The sequence below is a fragment of the Streptomyces daqingensis genome (genome assembly GCF_014645895.1).
Taxonomy (GTDB): Bacteria; Actinomycetota; Actinomycetes; order Streptomycetales; family Streptomycetaceae; genus Streptomyces; species Streptomyces daqingensis.
In genome coordinates this window covers 49,396-71,784 of the sequence record NZ_BMMP01000020.1, presented here as the reverse complement: position 1 = coordinate 71,784, position 22,389 = coordinate 49,396, and the positions used below count along the sequence as shown (strand labels likewise).

Sequence of the window (22,389 nt, the reverse complement as noted above, 5' to 3'; positions counted from 1 at the left end):
GGCCGCAACATCCGGCCGGCCGGACGGGGCGCGACCGTGAAGCAGCGAGAAGAAGGAGGCACGCACGCCAGTGGACGCCGAGCTGACCAACAAGAGCCGTGACGCGATCAGCGGGGCGAACGACCGTGCGGTGACGGACGGGCACCCCGACATCACACCTGCCCACCTGCTCCTCGCGCTGCTCCAGGGCGAGGACAACGAGAACATCTCCGACCTGCTCTCCGCCGTCGAAGCGGACCAGGCCGCGCTGCGCTCCGGAGCCGAGCGCCAGCTCGCCGCGCTGCCCAGCGTCAAGGGATCGACGGTCGGCAAGCCCCAGCCGAACCGCCCTCTGCTGGCGGTCATCGCGGACGCCACCCAGCGTGCGAAGGAGCTGGGCGACGCGTACGTCTCCACCGAGCACCTGCTGATCGCGCTCGCCGCCGAGGGCGGGCAGACGGCCGACCTGCTCAGGGACAACGGCGCCACCGACAAGAAGCTGCTGGAGGCGTTCCAGGCGGTGCGCGGCAGCCGGCGCGTGACGACGCCCGACCCGGAGGGCACGTACAAGGCGCTGGAGAAGTTCGGCACCGACTTCACGGCCGCGGCGCGCGAGGGCAAGCTCGACCCGGTCATCGGACGTGACCAGGAGATCCGCCGCGTAGTGCAGGTGCTCTCCCGGCGTACGAAGAACAACCCGGTGCTCATCGGCGAGCCCGGCGTCGGCAAGACGGCGGTCGTGGAGGGGCTGGCGCAGCGGATCGTGAAGGGCGACGTGCCCGAGTCGCTGCGCGACAAGCGGCTGGTGGCGCTGGACCTCGGCGCGATGGTGGCGGGCGCGAAGTACCGCGGTGAGTTCGAGGAACGCCTGAAGACGGTGCTGTCGGAGATCAAGGAGAGCGACGGCCAGATCATCACGTTCATCGACGAGCTGCACACGGTCGTCGGCGCGGGCGCCGGAGGCGACTCCTCCATGGACGCGGGCAACATGCTGAAGCCGATGCTCGCCCGCGGGGAGCTGCGGATGGTCGGCGCCACGACGCTCGACGAGTACCGCGAACGCATCGAGAAGGACGCCGCCCTGGAGCGCCGCTTCCAGCAGGTGCTGGTGGCCGAGCCCACCGTCGAGGACTCCATCGCGATCCTGCGCGGCCTCAAGGGCCGGTACGAGGCGCACCACAAGGTGCAGATCGCGGACAGCGCCCTCGTGGCGGCCGCTGCTCTGTCCGACCGGTACATCACCTCCCGGTTCCTGCCGGACAAGGCGATCGACCTCGTCGACGAGGCCGCGTCCCGGCTGCGCATGGAGATCGACTCCTCCCCCGTCGAGATCGACGAACTCCAGCGCTCCGTCGACCGGTTGAAGATGGAGGAGCTGGCCCTGGCCAACGAGACCGACCCGGGCTCCGTCGAGCGCCTGGAGCGGCTCCGCCTCGAACTGGCCGACCGCGAGGAGGAGTTGCGGGGGCTGACCGCCCGCTGGGAGAAGGAGAAGCAGGGCCTCAACCGCGTCGGTGAGCTGAAGGAGAAGCTCGACGAGCTGCGCGGACAGGCCGAACGCGCCCAGCGCGAGGGGGACTTCGAGGCGGCGTCGCAGCTGCTGTACGGAGAGATCCCCGGCCTGGAGCGGGAGCTGGAGGAGGCCTCCGCCGCCGAGGAGGAGGCCGCTTCGCAGCCCGAGCGGGAGACGATGGTCAAGGAGGAGGTCGGCCGGGACGACATCGCCGACGTCGTCGCCTCCTGGACCGGCATCCCCGCGGGGCGGCTGCTGGAGGGCGAGACGCAGAAGCTGCTGCGCATGGAGGACGAGCTGGGCAGGCGGCTGATCGGCCAGAGCGAGGCCGTCAGGGCGGTCTCCGACGCCGTGCGGCGCACGCGGGCCGGCATCGCCGACCCCGACAGGCCCACGGGTTCGTTCCTCTTCCTCGGCCCGACCGGCGTCGGCAAGACCGAACTGGCCAAGGCGCTCGCGGAGTTCCTCTTCGACGACGAGCGGGCCATGGTCCGCATCGACATGAGCGAGTACGGCGAGAAGCACTCGGTGGCGCGGCTGGTCGGTGCTCCGCCCGGTTACGTCGGCTACGAGGAGGGCGGCCAGCTGACCGAGGCGGTGCGGCGGCGCCCGTACTGCGTCGTCCTGCTGGACGAGGTCGAGAAGGCCCACCACGAGGTCTTCGACGTGCTGCTGCAGGTCCTCGACGACGGGCGCCTCACCGACGGGCAGGGCCGCACCGTCGACTTCCGCAACGCCATCCTCGTCCTCACCTCCAACCTGGGCAGCCAGTACCTCATGGACCCCCTGGAGAAGGAGGAGGAGAAGAAGGAGAAGGTGCTCGCCACCGTGCGGTCCTCCTTCCGGCCGGAGTTCCTGAACCGGCTCGACGACGTGGTCGTCTTCTCGGCCCTGAGCACCGACGAGCTCGCCCGCATCGCCGGCCTGCAGATCGAGGGACTGCGCCGGCGGCTCGCGGAGCGGCGGCTGGAGCTGGACGTCACTCCGGAGGCGCTGGAGTGGCTGGCACGGGAGGGCAACGACCCGGCGTACGGCGCGCGTCCGCTGCGCCGCCTCGTGCAGACCGCGATCGGCGACCAGCTCGCCCGCGAGATCCTCTCGGGCGAGGTGCTCGACGGCGACACCGTACGGGTGGAGGCCGCGCCGGACGGCGGGAGCCTGGTGGTCACCTCGGCGCGCGGAGCCTGACAGCGGGGTACGTGGCGGCGTACGGAGGCGGCGCGGGGAGTGAGCCCGCGCCGCCTCCCGTGACGAGTCGCAACCGCCCTCCCGGAGCGGTGCGTTTGGCCAGCGGCGCGCCGGTCCTGTCGGACGTGCCCTAGCGGCTCGCGGTCGTCCGGCATCCGCGCATGCAGGCGGTGACGAACGGCGATTGGTTCGGGGGAGCTGCCGGAGAAAAGCCGACCCATCGTCTCCGCGGCGGCGCCGGGAGAGCCCGGAGACGGTGACGGCGCGGCCGCCGTCCACCCCTTGACGGAGCGTGGCCGCGAGGCGCTGACGAGCGGGTGCGCGCCCTGGAGGAGGTGGCTTGCCGCCTTCGAGGGCGTGAGCCTGGAGGATCTGGCCCTGGCCCGTGAAGCCGGCGCCCCGCCCTGAACTGCGAGGCTGCTGCGACCCGTTGACGGCGGCTCGGGACACGGGCCCGCCGAGGGTGTCCAGTTGGCGCCCAGTCGACCGCGGCCCCTCGGCGGTCGGCGCGTCGAGGGGAAGGGGCCCGCCGAGGGGCTACGGAGGTCCCGTCGGACGCGTCCCTGCTACGCGTTCACCGTGACGGGCCGGCGCAGGAAGTCGCCGATCTCCTCGACGACGTGTTCGGGGGCGTCCTCCATGACGAAGTGACCGGCCCCCGGAACGACGGAGAGTTCGGCTCCGGGGATGTCGCCGGTGAGCCGCCGCGCGTAGTGGAGGGGCTGCCACCGGTCCTCTTCGCCCCACAGGACGCGGACGGGCATGGTGAGTTCTCCCAGCCGGCCGCTGATCTCCTCGGTGTACTTCGAGTCGTAGTGGCGCACCTGGTGCTCGAAGAAGGAGACGCGCCCCGGCGCCGACCGGTGGGGTGCCAGGTACGCCTCGAGGTTGCCCCCGCTCATCAGCGACTCGTCCGCGACGGTCATCGCGAGCTGACGGGTCAGCAGGGCGTCGAAGTCGTCCTGCGGCATGCTCGAGTAGTCGTCCAGGTTCTCGTCGATTATCTTCCGCCAGGTCGAGGACGGCCACGAGTCGTAGCTGACCGAGTCGATCACCATCAGCCGCCGCACCCGGCCGGGGTGGCCGAGGGCGAAGCGCAGGCCGACGGCGCCGCCTATGTCGTGCGCCACGATGTTCGCCTGCTCGATGCCCAGCGCGTCGAGGAGGTGGCCCAGCAGGTCGGTCTGTGCGGCGACCGACGTGTCGCGGTCCACTGGACGCTCGGAGAGGCCGTACCCCAGCAGGTCGTAGACGACGGTGCGGAAGCCGGCCGCCTCGATGTGCGGGGCGACGTCGCGCCACTCGTGGGAGTGCGAGGGCGTGCCGTGGATGAAGACCACCGGCTCGCCCTGGCCGCGTTCCCGGTAGGCGAGGCGTACCCCGTGGACGACGAGGTGGTCGGTCAGGGGGGACGTCTGGAGGGATTTCTGGAGGGACATGGTGTCTCCGGGGAGTCGGCGGGGCGCGGACACGGAGTTCACGGATCCGGCGGTTGCGGCGGGCTGCCGCATACGGGCTACACTAGGTAGACCAGTCTACCTAGTGCAACCGGGGTGTGGGATGAGTCAGGTGGAGCGACCGAGTGGCGCCGGGAGGCGGCGGCCGGCCCGCGAGCGCGTACTGGCCGCCGCGGCGCGGCGCTTCTACGCGGACGGCGTCGCCGCGACCGGCATCGACACGATCACCGCCGAGGCCGGCGTGGCGAAGATGAGCCTGTACAACAACTTCTCCTCCAAGGCCGAGCTCGTCCGGGCCTACCTGGACGCCCGGCACGAGGAGTGGCTTGCGCACTACCGCGCACGCGTCCGCCAGGCCGGAAGCCCCCGCGAGGGCGTGCTGGCGGTCTTCGACACGTACGCCGACAGCGCCGCCTCCGTCCACGCGCAGGGCTTCCGCGGCTGCGGGCTGCTCAACGCCGCCGCCGAGCTGCCCGACGGGGACGAGGGCCGGGCAGCGGTGCGCCGCCACAAGGAGGAGGTCGAGCGCCTCATGGGCGAGCACGTGGACGCGATGCTGCCCGGCCGCCCCGCAGCGGCCCGCACGACAGCGGAACACCTGTCGTTCCTGCTGGAGGGCGCGATGACGCGCGCCGGCCTGGAGGGGGACGGCAGCCGGCTGCGGCACGCCCGCACTATGGCGGAGGAGCTGCTGGACCGGGTACTGGACCAGGGACCGGACGGCCGGTGAGACGGGCGCGGGCGGCGGCGGACCGGGGGCGGGGGCAGCCGTGACGCCCGGGGTTGCGTGTACGGGGCTTGTGTGAGGGAGGATGGCAGGAACCGTAAGAAGGGAAATCCGGTGAGCATCGACCCGTCCTCGATCCCGAACTTCGGGGGGCAGGAGCCCGACCCGCAGGAGTCCGGCCCGACCGGCCCTGTCATCCCCGACCAGGAGCTGATCAAGCAGCTGCTGGATCAGATGGAGCTGAAGTACGTCGTCGACGAGGAGGGAGACCTCGCGGCGCCGTGGGAAGAGTTCCGCACGTACTTCATGTTCCGGGGCGAGGAGGAACAGCAGGTCTTCTCGGTCCGTACGTTCTACGACCGGCCCCACCCGATCGAGGACAAGCCCAAGCTGCTGGAGAGCATCGACGACTGGAACCGCCGCACGCTGTGGCCGAAGGTCTACAGCCACACGCACGACGACGGCACCGTCCGTCTGATCGGCGAGGCGCAGATGCTGATCGGTACCGGCGTCTCGCTGGAGCACTTCGTCTCCAGCGTCGTCAGCTGGGTCCGTGCCTCGATCGAGTTCGACAAGTGGCTGGTCGAGCAGTTCGGCCTCGAGAAGGACGCGGAGTCCGGGGAGAAGCCGGGCGACGACTCCGAGTGAGCCCCGTGGCCCGGGAACGGGCCACCCGGCTCACGTGAGCCCGTCCGCACGGGCCGCCGTCACGCTGGACCGCACCAGGGAGCGGGCCGGGGGAGGATCCCCGCCCGCTCCCTGGTGCGTTCGCGCGCTGCCGGACGGGAGCCTCTCCTGTCAGCGCTCCCTCCTCAGCGCTCCTTCACGGCGAAGCGCCGCAGCTCGAGCGCCGGGTTGATCTTCCGTACCGCGGACATGCGCTCCCGGCCGGCGGTGGCGAGGGCGGTCCCCGTCTGCTCGCCCAGGGAGGCGAGGACGACCCCCATCGGGTCGATGATCATGCTGTGCCCGGAGCCTGTCGGAGCGCACTGGTCGGCCGCCGCGACGTAGACCGTGTTCTCGATGGCCCGTGCCCGCAGCAGCGTCACGAAGTGGTCCTCCTTCAGCGGGCCGGGCACCCACTCGGCGGGGACCAGCACGACGTCGGCACCCGCGTCGACCAGCCGCCGTGTGACCTCCGGGAAGCGCAGGTCGTAACAGGTCTGCATGCCGAAGACGAGGCCGCCGGACGTGAACGTCGCCGGCGCGTCGAGGGCGCCGGGGTGCACGACCGAGGACTCCGTGAAACCGAAGGCGTCGTAGAGGTGCATCTTCCGGTACAGGGCGGCGATCTCACCGTCCGGCCCGGCGGCGACCAGCGTGTTGTGGATCGTGGTCCCGTCCCGCTGCTCGTTGACGCCCGCCACCAGGTGGATGCCGAGCCGGGCGGCCAGCCCGCGCAGCGCCTCGGTGTACGGGCCGTCCAGGGACTCTGCCGAGTCGACGAACCGCCGGTCCATGGCCGGCGCGGTGTACATCGCGTACTCCGGTGCGACGACTACCCGCGCGCCGCGGCCCGCGGCCTCCTCGGCCAGTTCGCGCAGCACCGCCAGGTTCGCGCTCTTGTCCTCACTCGGCGCGAACTGCGCCACGGCGATCTCAGCCATGCGTCCTCTCCCGTCGGCTGGTCAGGCGCCGGCTCTCCGCCGGCAGGTCGGCCGTCATGCGGCTTCCGCGGGCGCGGGCATGCGCTCGATGCGTCCGAGCACCGCCGTGTAGCAGAAGATGCCGCCGAGCAGCACCGCACCGGTGACGATGAAAGCACCGGCGAACGAGCCCGTCGCGTCGACCACCATGCCCGTGACGATGGGGGCGGCGATGCCGAGCAGGTTCGCGACGAAGTTGACGATCCCGCCGAGGGTGCCCGCGTACCCCTCCGGGGCGATCAGGGCCACGATGCTCGATCCCGCGGGCACCGAGATCGCGAGTCCGGCCGCGCCCACCGACAGGTAGACCAGTGCCGTACCGACGGACCCGGCGTAGGCGGCGCCCGTCACCGACAGGGATGCGAGGAGGCTGAGGACGAGCACCGTGCGGCGCACGCGCGTGGTGTCCTTCGCCCGCCGGAGCCAGCGGTCCATGAGGAGGCCGCCCACCGCGAACTGGGCGACGACCGCCGCCAGCCACGGGATCATCGTGTAGACGCCGCCCTGCATCAGATTCACACCGAACTGCTTCTCCAGGTAGCCGGGCAGCCAGGTCAGCAGCACGTAGTAGCTGTAGGTGTAGGACGCGTATCCGAGGGCCAGGCCCCAGGTCTTGCGGCGCCGCAGCAGGTGGCCCAGCCCGCGCAGGGACCCGCCCTCGCCGGTGGCCGAGTCCTCGTCGTCGGCGCCGCCCTCGCGTATGTACGCGAGTTCCTCGTCGCCGAGCCTGCCCTTGGCGTGCGCCTGCCGGGGCGTCAGGTACAGCAGCCACCACAGCGCCAGGTAGACGGCCGACAGCACGCCGGTGAACAGGAAGGCCGCATGCCAGCTGTACGCCGTGACGAGGAAGGCCATGACCGGGATGCCGATCACGTTGGAGAGCTTGGCGCAGCCGTCGAACACGGCGGTCGCGGTGCCGCGTTCGTGCTTGGGGAACCACTGCCCGATGCTCTTCCAGCCCGCGGGGATGGTCGGCGCCTCCCCCACGCCCAGCAGCAGCCGCGAGACGAGCAGCAGACCGAGTCCGCCGGCGGCGGCGGAGGCGAACGACGCGACCGTCCACAGGAACGCGGCGGCCCTGTTGACCCAGGTGACGCCGATCCGGTCGATGACGGAGCCGACCGGGAGCTGCAGCATCGCGTACGTCCACAGGAACGCCGACGCGAGCACGCCCATCTGCGAGGCGCTGATGTCGAAGTCCCGCATGATCGCCGGGGCGGCGACGGACAGGTTGACGCGGTCGATGTAGTTGACGAAGGTGCCGACGCCGAGCACTCCCGCGATGCCCCAGCGCACCCGCCCGCGGCCGCCGGACGGGGCGGCCCCCGGCGCCGTCGCGCGGGCCGGTTCGGCGGGCCCTCCGCGGGGTGGCTCGTGAGGTGTCCCGGGTCCGGCCCCCGGAGCGGCGCCCTCGGCCGCTTCGCTGCGCGTCATCGCGCGTCCGCCGGGTCCGGCGTGTGTGCCGCGCCGGCCGAGGGGCCGCCGCCTCCGAAGAGGAGCCGCCGCGTCTCGTCGAGCGGGGCCGAGAACCCTGCCGCCAGAGCGCCGTGCTGCATGATCAGCGCCATCTGGTCGACCCCGGCGCCGACCGCGAACTCCTTCTCCTCGCTGGACCAGGCGGGCAGGAACCACGGCTTCCCGGCCTCGGCGGCGGCGTCGGCGATCTTCTGCAGGTCCGCGAAGTCGCCGTCCGTACGGGTGTACGCGCCGCGTCCGCGGCGGAGGGAGAGGTCGCTGGGTCCTACGAACACGCCGTCCACCGTAGGCAGGGCCAGGATGCCGCCGATCTCCTCGACGGCCCCGGCGTCCTCGATCATGGGGTAGCAGCGGGTGCGCGCGTCCTGCTCGCGCACCCAGTCGTCCGTCATGCCGCCGTAGCCGGCCGTCCGCCCTCCCGCGAAGCTGCGGTCCCCGAGCGGCGGGAACTTCGCGAACGCCGTGACGGCACGGGCGTGCGCCGCGCTCTCCACGTGCGGGATCACGACGACGTCCGCGCCGAAGTCCAGCCCCTGCTGGATCGGGCCGCGCTCGGGGCCGAGCACCTTGGCGAGGACCTCCATCCCCGACGCCTTGACGAAGGGGATGAAGCGCTCCAGGTCGGCGAGGTCGAACGAGCCGTGCTCGATGTCGAGCACGACGGCTCCGTACCCCATGCCGCGGGCGATCTCGACGGCGGCGGTGCTGGGATCGGACAGCCAGACGGCGAAGCGCCGGTCGGCGGGGGTGCTGGGCACAGGGGGACTCCTCGGTGACGACGACCGCGCAAGTCGCGCATGCACCGTGTATACACGGTGTATTTGCGGGGCGTCCAGAGATACGATGCCCTCACGCCAGCCGACAGGGAGAAGGGGCCAGTGACCACACCGGACGGGGCGACGCGCAGCCCGAAGGCCGCCGGGCCCGCCAGGGAACGCGTCTACGAGTGGCTCCGCGACGAGATAATCCGCGGCACCCTCGAAGGCGGCCAGTTCCTCGACGAGCAGTGGGTCTCCCGCACCGTCGGCGTGTCCCGCACCCCGGTCCGCGAGGCCTTCCACCGTCTCGCCGCCGAGCACTTCATCCAGCTCATGCCGCGCAAGGGCGCCCAGGTGCGAAGCGTCACGGCACGCGAGCTGGAGGAGGTCTACCAGGCGCGGCGCCTCATCGAGGGCCAGGCGGCCCGTTCGCTGTGCGAGGCCCGGCACGGGGCTCCCGAGGGGATGACTGCGCTGCTGGAGCCGATGGAGCGCGCCGGCGCCGCGGGGGACTGGTTCGAAGTGGCCGGCCTGAACCGCCGGTTTCACCAGATCATGGTCAGCACCGCGGGAAACTCGGTGATCACCGACCTCTACGACGGCCTGCACTCCCGTCAGCAGCGCGTCGGGCTGCGCGCGATGAAGGCCCGCCCGGAAAGGGTGGACATCGTCGACGCCGAGCACCGCGCGCTCGTCGCCGCGCTCGACGCCTGCGACGCCGAGCGGGCGCTGGCGGTGCTCGCTGAGCATCTGCGCCCGGTCCCCGAAGTGGTGTCGGTCCTTCCGCGGGACGGGCAGGGCTGAGCGGCACCCGTCCGGCGCCGGTGTGTCACGGAAGCCCGATTCCGGCGGCGTCTGCCAGCGCCGGCGCGCGCCTTCACCGGCGCTCGCCCTCACCCGAACCTGAGCTTCACATTCCGCTGTTGGGGCGCGATTAAGGTTGTCCCGCAGACGCATCGCAGACGTACACGTGAGTTGGGGGGAACGACGTTGTCCGAGGAGTTCGAAGTCGAGCCGCAGGCTCTGCGGACTTACGCGAAGAACGTCAGCAAGGACGTGGAGCGCATCCGGCGCATCCGCAACAAGATCGACCAAGTGACGCTGCCCACCGGGGCGTTCGGGAAGCTGCCCGAGTCGAGCGAGCTGGCCGACGACTACGAGAAGCAGCGCAAGGACTCGCTCGACGACCTGAAGGAAGCGGCAAGCACGCTTGAGGAGAACGTCGACGCCGTGCGGGACACGGCGAAGGCGTACGACCAGACCGAGGACGACGTCAACGTGAGCTTCGGGGGCTGACGATGGACATCCTCAGCAAGCTGGGAATCAGCATTTCCGGGCCGTTCGCCGGCGTGCTCGACGAGGCCGTCCGCGGGATCATCAAGCAGTTCGGCCTCGAGGACGACCTGGAGAAGGTCTCCGGAGACAACGAGCAGCTCACGAAGGCCGCGCTGAAGTACCGGGAAGCGGCCCGGGACCTGCGCGGCGTCGTCGACGACCTCAAGTTCGAGCGGAAGCGCCTCAACGGCTCCTGGGCCGGCAAGGCGGCCGAGGCCTTCCACAAGGAGATGTCCGCGTTCGAGGACGCCCTGGAGGGCGAGGCCGCGGACATGGAGCAGATCGCCGAGTTGCTCGATGCCGCTGCCGCCGCGTGCGCCGAGGCCGAGCAGCTGATGATCGACCTGATCGTGGAGATCGTCGAGGCCGCCGTGGCCGCCGCCGCGACGACCGCGCTGTTGTCGGTGCTCACGGCGGGCGCGGCCGCCGCGATCGGTCCGCTGATCGCCGCCGCGGGCATCGCGCACAAGGCCATGAAGGCTGTGAAGATCACGGCGAAGCTCGCCGACACCCTCTCCGACCTGGCGAAGCGGCTGAAGGCCCTCCGCAAGGCGGCGAAACTGCGCACGACGCTGCGCCGGTTCAACGACAAGAAGAACCCGCTCAGCCACCGCAACGCGCTCAAGCGGTACCGCGGGAAGGTCGACGGCGTCGAGGGCGGCTCGCGGGACGACCTGGCCGCGGCCGCCCAGTACTGGGCGACCAAGCGGGCGCTCAAGAAGGGCGTGGTGGCCCCGGTGATCGGCGTCGAGACCGGCGACGTGATCAAGAAGGGCTACGAGACGTACGGCCCCGAAGGCGCCCCCGGTGTCGCGCCCAAGAGTCCTCTCCCGCAGGATTCCTCCCGTGGTTTCGAGGACCGGATGAACGACGGGCTCTCGCCTAAGCAGAGGGTCGAGAAGGACTTCGGCTGAGGAGTGGGGCAGAGGACGATGAACGACAAGGCAGAGCAGGCGGCTCAGGAGGCACGCGGCCAGGTCGAGACGGCGCTGGCCGGCGTGGACCAGCCGGTGGTGTTCGGGCCGAGCCAGGGCACGGGGCGCGCGAAGACGCCGCCGCGCCGCAGGTGGCCGGACCCGTCGGTGGTCCGTAAGCCCGAGAAGGGCTTGCTGGACCGGTTGTTCCTTTTCGTCGTCGTCCCGGTGCACCACCTGACCGACCCGATCGGGAACTTCTTCGACTGGCTCCTGGATACGGTCACGTTCCGCCGCAAGCGGCGTGCCCTGCACGGGGGTTGGGGAAGCACCGCCGGCTCGCTGCTGGCCGCCCACCACACGTCCGCGCGGCGTTTCCTCGTCGTCGGCCGTACGGGGCTCCATCTCGTGTACTTGGGCGAGCTGGGCTCCGAGACGGGCTGGTCCCTGCCGAGGGAGCAGGTGCGCGGCGTCGAGCACCTGGAGTGGGCCGGGGGCATGCCGCGCAAGGCGACCCTCCGGTTCCACTTCACGGACGGTTCCTGGGGTGACGTCGCCGTCGTCGGCCAGACGTGGCAGCAGATGCAGAGCCAGTTCCCGGCGGCCGCGGGTAAGTGACCCGGCGGGGCGCCGCGGACCGCCGGCCTCGGTCCGGCGGCCGCCGCGGACCGTCGGCTCAGCCCGCCAGGCGCCGCAGGCGGGAGGCGGCCTCCTCCAGGACGTCGTGCCTCTTGCAGAACGCGAACCTCACGAGCGTCCGTCCCGCGTCGGGGTCGTCGTAGAAGACGGCGTTCGGCACGGCGACCACGCCGCAGCGCTCGGGGAGGCCCAGGCAGAACGCCGGACCGTCCTTCTCGCCCAGCGGCGTGATGTCGGTGGTGACGAAGTACGTCCCCTGCGGCCGGTGCACCTCGAAGCCCGCCGCCGCGAGCCCGTCGGAGAGGAGGTCGCGCTTGCCGCGCAGGTCGTCGCGGAACCCGGCGAAGTAGCTGCCGGGCAGCCGCAGCGCCTCGGCGACGGCGTACTGGAAAGGGCCCGCGCTGACGTACGTCAGGTACTGCTTCGCGGTGCGGACCGCCGCCACGAGGGACGCGGACGCCGTGACCCAGCCGACCTTCCAGCCGGTGAAGGAGAAGGTCTTCCCGGACGAGGAGATCGAGACGGTGCGGTCGCGCATGCCGGGGAGCGAGATGAGCGGGACGTGCTCGCCGTCGAAGACCACGTGCTCGTAGACCTCGTCGGTCACGACGAGGAGGTCGTGCTCCACCGCGAGGGCGGCGATGGCGGTCACTTCGTCGCGGGTGAGCACCATGCCGGTGGGGTTGTGCGGGGAGTTGAGCAGCAGCAGCCGGGTGCGGGGGGTGATCGCGTCGCGCAGGGCGTCGAGGTCGGGACGGAAGTCCGGGGCCCGGAGGGTGAGGGGGACGCGCGTCGCGCCGGCCATCGCGATCGAGGCGGCGTACGAGTCGTAGAAGGGCTCGAAGGCGATGACCTCGTCGCCCGGCTCCAGCAGCGCCAGCATGGAGGCGGCGATGGCCTCGGTGGCGCCCGCGGTGACCAGCACCTCCGTGTCGGGGTCGAACGTCAGGCCGTAGAAGCGCTGTTGGTGCTCGGTGATCGCGGTGCGCAGTTCGGGGACGCCGGGGCCGGGCGGGTACTGGTTGCCGCGTCCGTCGCGGAGGGCCTTCACGGCGGCTTCCCGTACGGACTCGGGGCCGTCGGTGTCGGGGAAGCCCTGCCCCAGGTTGATCGCCCCGGTCTTCACGGCGAGGGCGGACATCTCGGCGAAGATCGTCGAACCGAATCCCCGCAGACTGCGGTTCAGCAGCGGCCTGTCACTCATGTGTCCACCAACTCCTCACCCGGGATTACGACCGTCCAGGGATCATCCTGTCCGATCGGGCGTGCGGCGGTCACGCCCGCCGGCTCCGGAGGTGCGGGCGGAGCGGGCCGGGGCCGGCCCCTGGCGTGCCGAGGGGTGTGCGACGTGCACCCGCCGCACACCCCCGGTGCCTCACCTCAGCGCCGCCCCGCGGGCGGGGATCAGAGCTGGCCGCGGACCGCCCCGTCGGGGAACTCCTCGTTGTGGACGTTGACGTAGAAGAAGAACGGGTCCTGCTCGATGCCGCGGAGCTCCCAGCGGGTCAGCACCTCGGCCGCGTTCTCGGGCGTCTGGTCGGCGCGGGCGCGGATGCACCCGCCGGACGTGCCGTCCTCGCCCGGCGTGCGCAGCACGACGGCGACCGGTCCGGCCTCGCCCGCGGGCCCGAAGTGGAGGTGCGCGGCGGTCGGCGGGTCGATGTCGGCGACGCTCAGCCTGTAGCAGAACAGGTCCTTCTTGATCTCGTACCGGAAGACGCCGGTGCCGTCCGGGTCGCCCGGGCCGGGCACTTCCTGCTCGCCGTCGAGGCTGACGCGGTGCCAACCGCCGCCGCCCGGGGCGGCTTCGGCGTCGGCGGGCGCGGCGCCGGCCGGGCCCGCCAGCGAGAGGAGGAGGGCTGCGGCGCCGGCTGCGGCGGCCGCTGTGGTTCGCGTGATGCGCATACGAGTGCTCCTGTTTCACGGGCCGGAGCGGCGCGACGGCCGCTCCGTCAGGGGAGTTTCGGAGCTGACGCTAGGCCGGTAAGCGATCAATTGCACCTATAACGGGCATCAAGGGCGGAGAGCCCCGCCCGTTCGGAGGCCGTCGCACCGCGCCGCACGCTGCCGGCGACCGGCCGCCGTCCCGGGCGCGAACCTCTCGTCTTCCTCAACTCACGTACGGGCATGGGGACCTGAGCTGATGCCCGAGTAACCGCTTCTGACCTGCGGCGGATTCGTCGTCGTCGATCGTCGCTGGCCTTCCTCTGACGGCCCACAGGAGGTCCGGCGCTCTACCGGCGCTGACCTGCGCAAAGAGACCGGGACATCCCGTCCGGGTCTCGCCCTCAGCTCGCTGCCCCGGAACGGCGGTGTACAGCAGCCGGAGACCGCGCAGAGCGGCACGGAACGCAGCCGTGATCTCGCGCGCGAGGCCCGTCCGACCCGCCACTGCATGCGGGGCGGACGGGCCTCCGGGCCGGGTCAGGAGCAGGAGCCGTAGAACTGCTTCCAGCCGTCGCTCGGCATGGACGGCAGGTCGGCCGGTGTGCCGATCTCGCCGTACTTGTTGTTCGCGTCGGCGTCGTTGGCCCCAGGGGTGCCGTCCGCGTTGGTGAGCCGCACCGTGCGCTCGCGCACGCCGTCGCCTGTGTTGGCCAGGACCGCCAGGTCCGGGCGCTCGTCCTTGTTGTAGTCGGCGATCCGCAGCTGCTGAGCTTCGCCGATATCGGTCTGCTGGGCGTCGGCCGAGCCCAGGTCGCCGCGGTCCAGCGGGCCGGGCCGGTACTCCGAGATGCGCGGGGCCGAGGGGTCGTCGCCGCTTGAGGGCTCGACGACGTTGACGACCAGATCCAGCGTCCCGTCGCCCTGGAAGTCTGCGACCGCCGCGGTCGTGACCTCACCCTTCTGCGTACCGACGAGGGATGCGACAGAGACCGGGGCGGAGTAGGTGCCGTCCCCGTTGCCCCATTGAACCGTCGTCTTGGTGCCGCTCAGCCAGGGGTTGTTGACCTTGTCCACATGGGCGTCCCCGTCGAGGTCGCCCACCAGGGTCTCCGCGTCCGACAGACACGGTGCCGGCAGGCCGTGGGTCGACACCGGTTCTGCCGCTGAGGCCTGGTATCCGGCTAAGCCGAGACTCACAGCGGCCGCTGCGAGCGGCAGGGCGATCAAACGTGAGCGAGTGCGAGACACGTACGGGCTCCTTTGTTCTCATGGCCGAGCGAATTACGGCCGATGGCCCCGGGACCGCGAGAGCGGCCGTTCTGGGAGCGCTGACATCGTTTTCACCCCACAGGACGCGAGCCCGTCGATGCGGGGTTCGCGCCCTGTTGACCGTGTAGCAGGGCCGTGACATTGCCTGATACGTCGGAGTGCGCCGTCCACGCCGGGTATGTGGCCTGCCAGGCACCATGGCCTGGCTCCCCGGATGGCGCCGCCTCCACCGACGCTACGAACCCGAAGCAGCGGACTTCCTCGCCCTCACCAGCATCGCGAGTTCAACGGTGACGAGCGAGAAGGTCGCCGTGAAGCTGCGCCGCGGAACGGCCCGCCTGATGGAACACAGGTGCGGCCGGGCGGTTGTGCGAAAGGCCGTGGGGCCTGGTGCGGGCTCGCACCAGGCCCCACGGGAGAGGCGGTCCATCCGATGAGGACCCAGTGAGGTGAGTCCTACGTGTTGCCGCCCCGGTTGAGCCAGGCCCGGACGGATCCGCCGTCGTAGACGACGACGTAATCGGCCTTTCCGTCGCCGCTGATGTCGCGGAACGCCGACTTGCCGCCGGGGTATCCGGTCTCCTTGACGAAGTAGCGGTGTTCGGTGAAGCCTCCGTGGCCCCGCCCGCCGTTGTTGATGTAGGCGTGCACCGCTCCGCGCTTGCCGACCATGAGGTAGTCGGCCTTGCCGTCAGCGTTGACGTCCGCCAGGCGCAGCTTGCTTCGGGAGCCGTAGAAGACGCCGGGAGCCCAGTTCCGGTGCTCCTTCCACTTCCAGTACTCGCCGGGCTCGTCTCCCTCCAGGTTGTAGTAGGCGTGGACGGAGCCGTCCTCGCCTACCCGGAGATAGTCGTCGCGGCCGTCCCCGTTGACATCGGCGAAACGCACCGCTTCCTGCGGGACGTCGGTGAGGCGCAACTTGACCGCGTGCGGCTGCGTCCAGCCCATTTCACCGGCGGTGACCCCGTTGTTGAGGTGGACGCGCACGGAGGCGGCGTTTTCGCTCTTCTCCGGGACCATGACGATGTCGTCCGCTCCGTCGCCGTCGATGTCGGCGAAGCGAACTGTCCGACCGCCCCAGCCGGCCAGATCGATGCCGGATCCGACCTCTTTCCAGCGCGGTTTCCCGGGCCGGTCCTTGCGGTTCAACGCGATCCGCACCTCGCCGTCACCGGAGACGCGCACGTAGTCGTCGCGGCCGTCGCCGTCGAAGTCCGCGAGGTCGGTACGGCCCGACGGATAAGTCATACCGGGAGCGACGACACCCAAAGCGCGCCAGCCCGGACCCGCCTTGCTCTCATCCGCATCGCACCCGGCGTCCGGCTTCTGCGGAGCGGGCTTCTCGATCCACCCCTTGTCCGCGGCTTCCCTGATTCCTCTGGCGAAGTCGTACCCGAGTTTGGCGTAGCCCTCGTCGTTGGGGTGGGCGTCGTTCTCCAGGCCGTCGCTGACCTTGACGTCACTGGTGTCGGTCAGCACCACGTGCTTGCCGTCCGCACGAAGCTCGGAGACGATGCCGGGCAGCTTGGCGTTGAACGCGTCGATGCGAGGCTGCATACCGGGTTTCCCGGTCGGAATGACCTTCGCGACCACGACCACCGCCTTCGGCGAGTCCTCCAGCACCTGTTCGATGAGGTCCTTCATGCGCACATGCGCCGTCGCCAGTTCGTGGCGCTGGTTGAAGTCATTGCTCCCCGCGTGCAGCGTGATCACGTTCGGCTGATGCTGAGACACGGAGCACTTGGCGTAATCAGCGATCTCATCGATGCGCTTGCCTGGATGCCCCTCATTTTCCCGGTCGGGCATGGAGCCGTTGCGTACATTGCCGACGAAGTCGACGTTCCCCTTGCCTGATTCCTTTTCGAGGGCGTCGTGCAGCTCGTCGCGGTAGCCGTTCCCGTCGGAGCTCTCCTTGCCGTAGGTGATCGAGTCACCCAGCGGCATCACGTGGCGCCGGAGGTCCGTGTGCCCTTCCTCGTGGACCACCATCCCGGCCTCCTTCTGCAGCCAGTCATGGACGCAGGTGCTGTCGGGCCTGCAACCCTTCTTGTCGTAGGTCGCGGACATGGTTGCGTTGGCAGGCTTGCTGCCATCCTGTTCGGAGGTCGAGGCCACTCCGGTCACCACCCGCGTGCTGCCGCCGTTCCCCCAGTGGCCGTTCGGTCCGCCGGAGTCTCCCCTCCTGATGCGGCCATCGATGGCCCGGACCTTGTAGGCAAGACCGCCCATGGCGTCGCGCAGGTCGTACTCGTTGTCGATCACCTTGGTGCTGACGCCTTTGAGCCATGGGGCCACGTCACACGTGTAACAGGTCTTGCCCCACCCAAAGGACTCGGGCTTGTCCTTCAGCCACGGGCGCTTGTTCGGCCCCAGTTCGGCGTAGGGCTCTCCATAGGTCTCTATCCCGCCACTCCCCGCGTTCAAAGTGAGCACCGCCAGATCGCCTCGGCTGACTCTGTCAGTGATGCGATACACCGCGCCCTTGTTTTTGCGCTTGTCCCCTGTCTTCACGTAGACCCATTTGCGCTGTTCTTCTGTGAGTCCCTCGAAGCAGTGTTGGGCGGTCAGAACATTCTTCCAGCTCGTGACAGACCCCGAGCAGACGAACCGGTTGTCCGTCTCTTCAGGGTTCTTACCCACCCAGATCTGTGCCATGGAGGTGAACGGTTCGCGGCCGTCGCTTTCCCAACCGCCCTCGATGGCGTTGGTCGGCGCAGCCGTGCCCAGCCACGCTCCTGCACCCAGAACACAGGCCATGACGGACGCCAGGAGCCCCCGCGGTACTCGGCGTCTCATTGCGTGCATCCTCTTCACTTCGTCACCTTCGCTCTCGGCCGTTCAGCGCTGGAAAGAACCTGCTCGCATTCCAAGAACTGAGGCCCCGCGGACGGCACTCCCTTTGCCTGAGCCGCCGATATCCGAGTCGTCACCGCCGCAGGCAGTGAGTGAGAGAGCGGTGGCGACGCCGGGAGCGGTGAAAAAGGTGGCACGCGTGTACTTCTTCATGGTGTCCCCCAGAAATGTGTCGTGCGGGCGGTGCGTGTGGTCAGTAAGCTCGCTCCTGCTTTCGGGACTATTTGTATCGCCGGGGAGTTACCGCCAGTTACGTGTGGGGTCCGGGTTCTGTCACGAGCCATCGGGCCTGGACCCCTGAGGTTGGACACACGAGACGCTGGGTCCTGAGGATCTGTGGCGTCATCAGGCCGCCCACATCCAAGACCGCTGGTTCAAGACCGAGGTCAACGCCGATGGCAAGACCGTCAAGACCGACCGCGTCAAGACCGACCGCACGGCCTCGGCCTCTGCTACCGGGCCCGCTAGGCCCTCGACGGCGCACTTGGACGGTGCGTTTCACCGGAGCCCTGCAGCAGATCCAGGCCCGCGCGGGTGCGGTCGGCGGCCTCGACTGGCTGGTGCAGATCGGCTCCACCACCGTTCGCGCCCACCAGTACGCCGCGGACACGGGCCGGGGGTGGGGGCGATACGGACATGACGAGACGGACGATCACGCCCCCAGTGCCGATTCCGAGGCGGGCTGAGCGGCGGCGGCACCGGCGCAACCGCGGTCGCCACGGCTGCGGACCGTCAGGAGTCGACGCAGAGAACTGACGCGCCCGCATCGTCGTCGAACGATGCTTCAACCGCCGCGCTTCCGCCGCCTCGGCGCGCGGGTACGCGCCGGCGGACCGGTGAGGCCTGCGCCTGGTCCTGGTGCCGCGGTCATGCGTCGGCCCTCTTGAGCGCCGGCCAGCTGCTTAACTACGATACTAGTAAAGCAGTAAGGAGCTCACGTGTTCGTCTTCCGGCTCGACACCCACTCCGGCGTGCCGCCGTACCTGCAACTCGTTCAGCAGGTCCGCCAGGCGGTGCTGCTGGGCTTCCTCCAGCCCGGTGACCGTCTCCCGCTCATCCGCGAGGTGGCCGAGGACCTGGCGATCAATCCGAACACCGTCGCCAAGGCGTACCGGCAGATGGAGCAGGAGAACCTGGTCGCCGGCCGGCCCGGCCAGGGCACGTTCGTCAATGAACAGCAGTCGGCCGTGATGTCGGCATCGACGTACACGTCGCTGCGCCGCGGCCTGGCGGCCTGGCTGCGCCGCGCCTACGCGGCCGGCCTCGACGAGCAGGCGGTCAACGCGCTTCTTACTTCCGTCCATCAGCAGACGAGGAATGAGGACGTGGCATGACAGCGACCGAGTTCGCGGTGCGCACCGACGGTGTGGGCAAGCGGTACCGGAAGGGCTGGGCGCTGCGCGACTGCACCCTGGCCCTGCCGGCGGGCGGCGTGATAGCCCTGGTCGGGCCGAACGGCGCGGGCAAGACCACGCTGCTCCGCCTGGTCGTCGGGTTGCTGGCACCGAGCACCGGCACGGTGGAGGTCCTCGGCCACGACGTCACCGCCAGCACCTCGCAGACTCTGGCCCGGGTCGGGTTCCTGGCCCAGGACCACCCGCTGTACAAGCGCTTCACCGTCGCCGAGATGCTCCGTTTCGGCCGGGCCTGCAACCTGCGGTTCGACCAGGGGCTGGCCGAGCGCCGGCTGGCGAAGTTGGGCATCCCGCTCGACCGCAGGGCCGGTACGCTCTCCGGCGGGCAGCAGGCCCAGGTCGCGTTGGCTCTGGCCCTGGCGAAGCGGCCGGACCTGCTCGTCCTCGACGAGCCGGTGGCCAGCCTCGACCCGCTGGCTCGGCACGAGTTCTTGCAGGTCCTCATGGGCGCGGTGGCCGAGGGCGGGGTGACCGTCCTGTTCTCCTCCCACGTCGTGCACGAGTTGGAGCGCGTGTGCGACCACTTGATCGTGCTCAACCACGGCCGGGTCACGCTCACCGGTGACATCGACACCCTTCTCGACGAGCATCGGCTGCTCGTCGGCCCGCGCACGGCCACCGACCCCGACCGGGCCGGCGCCGTCGTGGAGGCCGTCCACAGCGACCGGCACACGACCCTGCTGGTACGCGACGGCGCGATCCCGGCAGCGCCCGGGTGGCAGGCTCAGCCGATCGCGCTGGAGGAGCTGGTGCTGGCGTACCTGCGCCGGCCGTCCGAGCCGAGCGCCGCGGTCGCGTCGGGGAGGGCGGCATGACGTGGTTGATCTGGCGCCAGCACCGGACCGAGGTATGCGTCCTGGGTCTGCTTGTCGGCATGTTCGGCCTTGCCCTGCTCATACTCGGGACACAGGCCCACGACCTGTTCCCCGGCGATCCCGCCCGGTGTGCGGGAGAGGCCGGTATCAACGAAGCCTGCGAGGCCTCCTTCCGTCGGCTCGACGAGGAGTACGGGTACGTCGAGAACCTCCTGGCGGCCTTCTATCTGGTCCCCGTCGTCATCGGTGCGTTCCTCGGTGCGCCACTGCTCGCGCGCGAACTGGAGGACGGCACCTGGCAGCTCGCCTGGACGCAGGCCGTGCCGCGGATGCGCTGGCTGGTGGCCAAGCTCGCGGCACTGGCCGGCGTCACCGTCGCGCTCACCGGGATGTTCACCGCGGTGCTCACCTGGTTCCGCCAGCCGTTCGACGCGTGGGAAGGGCGCTTCCAGTACGACGCCTTCGACCTGGAGGGACTTGTTCCGGTGGCGTACGCGCTGTTCGCGTTCGGCCTCGCCACCGCCGCCGGGGCGATCCTGCGGCGCGGCCTGCCCGCGTTCGGCGTCGCGTTCGGTGCGTTCCTCGCCACCCGGATGTCGGTGGCGCTGCTGGCCCGTCCCGCGTACGCCACGCCGCTCACCACCAGGGAGCCGGTCCCCGTCGGCGGCTCGAAGGACCAGGCGGGGCACCGGCCCATGTCCGGCTTCGCTGACTGGGTGATCGAACACGGCTATGCAGACGCCACCGGGCGCAGGCTGAGCGTGACCAAGTACTACGACCTGGAGGCCGCCGCCAACCGGGCAGGCACCAACCTCAACCAGTTCCTGCACGCACGGGACATCCAGCAGTTCAGGGTCTACCACCCGGCCGACCGGTTCTGGACGTTCCAGTTCATCGAGGCGACCCTGTTCGTCGCCGTCGCTGCGATCCTGATCGGTGTGGTGGTGTGGCGGATACGGCGCCGTGTGATCTAGAAGCACGTCGTTTGCATCCGGGAGATCACGGCCCACAGGCGGCCCAGTGAGGCGCGGACGGCCCCTGAACGGCCCCTCTGAGCAGGCCAGGGGCCGATGCCCCGCGACAAGGCTCTGAACTTCCTCAACTCTGCTTTGGGGGCCGGAAAGCCCGGGCAGGAGCCCGTCACGCCGGAGACGGCGACTATCCGCGGGCGTCAGGGGACGTCTGTGTGCAACTGACGGTGCGGGGGGCCGCACTGCTTAAAGATGGGGGACCCGACGTGACGCTGGTCATCGTGTTGATCTTCTTTGTCATGATCCTGGCCGCTGTGACCTTCGCGGCCATCGCCGCGTCGAGGAGGGGCGGCGGTACGCGCCCGGCCTCGAGCCGGCGCCGCCGCGGGGCCACGGGCTCTTCGTCGTCCGGTGACGGCGGGTGGTGGGCCGGTGCGGGAGAGGTCGGTTCGTCGTCCTGCGGCGGCGGTTCGTCGTCTGACGGCGGGGGCTCTTCCTGCGGCTCGTCCTCCTCGTGCGGTGGCGGCGGCGGTGGCGGCTGCGGCGGTGGCGGCGGCAGCTGAGCCCCGCCGGGGCGGAGCACTCGGAGCCTCGGGTTCCGTCCTCCCGGTCGCCGTACGGCAGTTGAACATCTGAACTGTCCGGCACTCGGGGGGATGGAAACCCGGAGGTAGGCATCGAAAAGTCTGTGGAAGTACACATTTCATGATTCGGTGATTCAGTATCACTGAAAGCTGGCGTGGGTTCGAGCCGGCGAAGCCGACCCTGGCTGTGTCCCGGGGGCGTGCCGGCTCGCTCCTCCACCGTGTGCTTGCGGAGCCGACCCATGCTCACCACTCTCTCCACCCCGTACACCGACACCCGTTCCGGCGACCTCGCGTGGGTCCTCGGACGGGAACCCCTGCCGGCGCTGGCCGTCAGGGAGCTCGAACTCGACGGCGCCGCAGTGCAGTTGCGCCTCCTCGGCGCCTCGCATCAGGTGCTGCTCGAGGATGACGGCGGAAGCTGCTCGGAGACCGTCGCCTGCATGCCGGGCAGCAGTACGCCGCTGCCGCTGGGCGTCTCGAAACGCGTCGGCGCGTGGGAGTACGAATTCGCCGCCAACGTCGAGAAGTTGACGCCCGCGTCCTTCGCCGGCCGTGCGCAGGAACTGCTCGCGCTGGTCTCGGACCACCCCAACGGCCTTGCCGGTACGTTCCCCGGCTCGCCCGACGCCTTCACCGCGCTGCTGGTGCGGCGGCAGTCAGGGCAGGTCCACTGGCGTACGTGGCACTCCTACCCGCAGGAGGGCACCCTGGTCTCCACCCGGACCCGGGTCGGGGTGCCCGCCCGCGCGTCGGCGCAGGCACCGGAGTCCGGCCGCGGCGTCACCGCGCACACGGTGCTCCCCGCGGGTGTCCGCGCGTCCCGACGTCCCGCCCCGGCCTGAGAGTTGGGACCGGCCGCCGAAGCCGTGCCGCCGCCCCTCCTCTCGTGCGCATCGCCGCGCGGGGAGCGCCGCGGAGACGCTCGCGTGCGTTCCGGAGAGTGTTCGCACCGTCACGTAA

The 22,389-nt window shown here is 70.4% G+C and carries 20 protein-coding genes; 12 read left to right on the top strand and 8 right to left on the bottom strand.

Annotated features, from left to right (window positions below; translation table 11 throughout):
- Window positions 1-70: 70 nt before the first annotated feature.
- A complete protein-coding gene (gene clpB, locus IEY56_RS24675) occupies window positions 71-2,680 on the top strand; it encodes an ATP-dependent chaperone ClpB (RefSeq protein WP_189039477.1) in 2,610 nt (869 codons plus the stop codon).
- 566 nt (window positions 2,681-3,246) lie between these two features.
- Here clpB and IEY56_RS24670 read toward each other — a convergent pair.
- A complete protein-coding gene (locus IEY56_RS24670) occupies window positions 3,247-4,119 on the bottom strand; it encodes an alpha/beta fold hydrolase (protein ID WP_189039476.1) in 873 nt (290 codons plus the stop codon).
- A 130-nt stretch (window positions 4,120-4,249) separates the two neighbouring features.
- Between IEY56_RS24670 and IEY56_RS24665 the strand changes: the two genes are divergently transcribed.
- Together IEY56_RS24665 and IEY56_RS24660 are read left to right on the top strand one after the other, a co-directional pair.
- Window positions 4,250-4,867, top strand: coding sequence for a TetR/AcrR family transcriptional regulator (locus IEY56_RS24665; RefSeq protein WP_373292180.1), 618 nt, complete (start codon window positions 4,250-4,252; stop codon window positions 4,865-4,867).
- 111 nt (window positions 4,868-4,978) lie between these two features.
- The gene (locus tag IEY56_RS24660) at window positions 4,979-5,512 is read left to right on the top strand and encodes a type III secretion system chaperone family protein (RefSeq protein WP_189039474.1); all 534 of its coding nucleotides are present in this window, start codon (window positions 4,979-4,981) and stop codon (window positions 5,510-5,512) included.
- A 164-nt stretch (window positions 5,513-5,676) separates the two neighbouring features.
- Here the strand turns inward: IEY56_RS24660 and IEY56_RS24655 are convergent, their stop codons facing one another.
- From IEY56_RS24655 to IEY56_RS24645, 3 genes are read right to left on the bottom strand one after another with little or no spacing between them, the layout of a single operon-like run.
- Entirely contained in the window at window positions 5,677-6,471 is a 795-nt protein-coding gene (locus tag IEY56_RS24655) for a carbon-nitrogen hydrolase family protein (RefSeq protein WP_189039473.1), read from the bottom strand.
- Window positions 6,472-6,525: 54 nt separating this feature from the next.
- On the bottom strand, window positions 6,526-7,944 hold the full coding sequence (locus IEY56_RS24650) for an MFS transporter (protein ID WP_189039472.1): 1,419 nt from the start codon (window positions 7,942-7,944) through the stop codon (window positions 6,526-6,528).
- The gene (locus tag IEY56_RS24645) at window positions 7,941-8,744 is read right to left on the bottom strand and encodes an HpcH/HpaI aldolase family protein (RefSeq protein ID WP_189039471.1); all 804 of its coding nucleotides are present in this window, start codon (window positions 8,742-8,744) and stop codon (window positions 7,941-7,943) included. The genes IEY56_RS24650 and IEY56_RS24645 overlap by 4 nt, the downstream gene beginning before the upstream one ends.
- A 120-nt stretch (window positions 8,745-8,864) precedes the next feature.
- Here IEY56_RS24645 and IEY56_RS24640 point away from each other — a divergent pair, with 120 nt between their 5' ends.
- The 4 genes from IEY56_RS24640 (at window position 8,865) to IEY56_RS24625 (ending at window position 11,611) form a co-directional block, all read left to right on the top strand.
- Window positions 8,865-9,548: a GntR family transcriptional regulator gene (locus IEY56_RS24640; RefSeq protein WP_229712174.1), complete on the top strand. Its 684-nt coding sequence runs from the start codon at window positions 8,865-8,867 to the stop codon at window positions 9,546-9,548.
- A 186-nt stretch (window positions 9,549-9,734) separates the two neighbouring features.
- Window positions 9,735-10,040 (top strand): DUF2563 family protein, encoded by a 306-nt coding sequence (locus tag IEY56_RS24635; RefSeq protein ID WP_189039469.1) that lies wholly within the window; start codon window positions 9,735-9,737, stop codon window positions 10,038-10,040.
- Between the two features lie 2 nt (window positions 10,041-10,042).
- The gene (locus tag IEY56_RS24630; protein ID WP_189039468.1) at window positions 10,043-10,993 is read left to right on the top strand and encodes a WXG100 family type VII secretion target; all 951 of its coding nucleotides are present in this window, start codon (window positions 10,043-10,045) and stop codon (window positions 10,991-10,993) included.
- A gap of 18 nt (window positions 10,994-11,011) precedes the next feature.
- Entirely contained in the window at window positions 11,012-11,611 is a 600-nt protein-coding gene (locus IEY56_RS24625; RefSeq protein WP_189039467.1) for a hypothetical protein, read from the top strand.
- A 58-nt stretch (window positions 11,612-11,669) separates the two neighbouring features.
- Here the strand turns inward: IEY56_RS24625 and IEY56_RS24620 are convergent, their stop codons facing one another.
- From IEY56_RS24620 to IEY56_RS24605, 4 genes are all read right to left on the bottom strand, one after another.
- Window positions 11,670-12,836, bottom strand: coding sequence for a pyridoxal phosphate-dependent aminotransferase (locus IEY56_RS24620; RefSeq protein ID WP_189039466.1), 1,167 nt, complete (start codon window positions 12,834-12,836; stop codon window positions 11,670-11,672).
- A 200-nt stretch (window positions 12,837-13,036) separates the two neighbouring features.
- Window positions 13,037-13,537, bottom strand: a complete 501-nt coding sequence (locus IEY56_RS24615) for a CHRD domain-containing protein (RefSeq protein ID WP_189039465.1) — start codon at window positions 13,535-13,537, stop codon at window positions 13,037-13,039.
- A gap of 519 nt (window positions 13,538-14,056) precedes the next feature.
- Window positions 14,057-14,620 (bottom strand): FG-GAP repeat domain-containing protein, encoded by a 564-nt coding sequence (locus IEY56_RS24610; protein ID WP_229712173.1) that lies wholly within the window; start codon window positions 14,618-14,620, stop codon window positions 14,057-14,059.
- A 624-nt stretch (window positions 14,621-15,244) separates the two neighbouring features.
- A complete protein-coding gene (locus IEY56_RS24605; protein ID WP_189039463.1) occupies window positions 15,245-17,545 on the bottom strand; it encodes an FG-GAP-like repeat-containing protein in 2,301 nt (766 codons plus the stop codon).
- 587 nt (window positions 17,546-18,132) lie between these two features.
- Between IEY56_RS24605 and IEY56_RS24600 the strand changes: the two genes are divergently transcribed.
- The 5 genes from IEY56_RS24600 to IEY56_RS24580 all read left to right on the top strand — a co-directional run bounded on the left by IEY56_RS24600 (window position 18,133) and on the right by IEY56_RS24580 (window position 22,271).
- On the top strand, window positions 18,133-18,327 hold the full coding sequence (locus IEY56_RS24600) for a hypothetical protein (protein WP_189039462.1): 195 nt from the start codon (window positions 18,133-18,135) through the stop codon (window positions 18,325-18,327).
- 252 nt (window positions 18,328-18,579) lie between these two features.
- The gene (locus IEY56_RS24595) at window positions 18,580-18,975 is read left to right on the top strand and encodes a GntR family transcriptional regulator (protein WP_045865758.1); all 396 of its coding nucleotides are present in this window, start codon (window positions 18,580-18,582) and stop codon (window positions 18,973-18,975) included.
- Complete coding sequence (locus tag IEY56_RS24590) at window positions 18,972-19,871, top strand: ABC transporter ATP-binding protein (RefSeq protein WP_189039461.1); 900 nt, start codon at window positions 18,972-18,974, stop codon at window positions 19,869-19,871. The genes IEY56_RS24595 and IEY56_RS24590 overlap by 4 nt, the downstream gene beginning before the upstream one ends.
- A complete protein-coding gene (locus IEY56_RS24585) occupies window positions 19,868-20,845 on the top strand; it encodes an ABC-2 membrane transporter-related protein (protein ID WP_189039460.1) in 978 nt (325 codons plus the stop codon). The genes IEY56_RS24590 and IEY56_RS24585 overlap by 4 nt, the downstream gene beginning before the upstream one ends.
- Before the next feature lie 823 nt (window positions 20,846-21,668).
- Window positions 21,669-22,271, top strand: a complete 603-nt coding sequence (locus tag IEY56_RS24580; protein ID WP_189039459.1) for a DUF2617 family protein — start codon at window positions 21,669-21,671, stop codon at window positions 22,269-22,271.
- Window positions 22,272-22,389 lie beyond the last annotated feature (118 nt).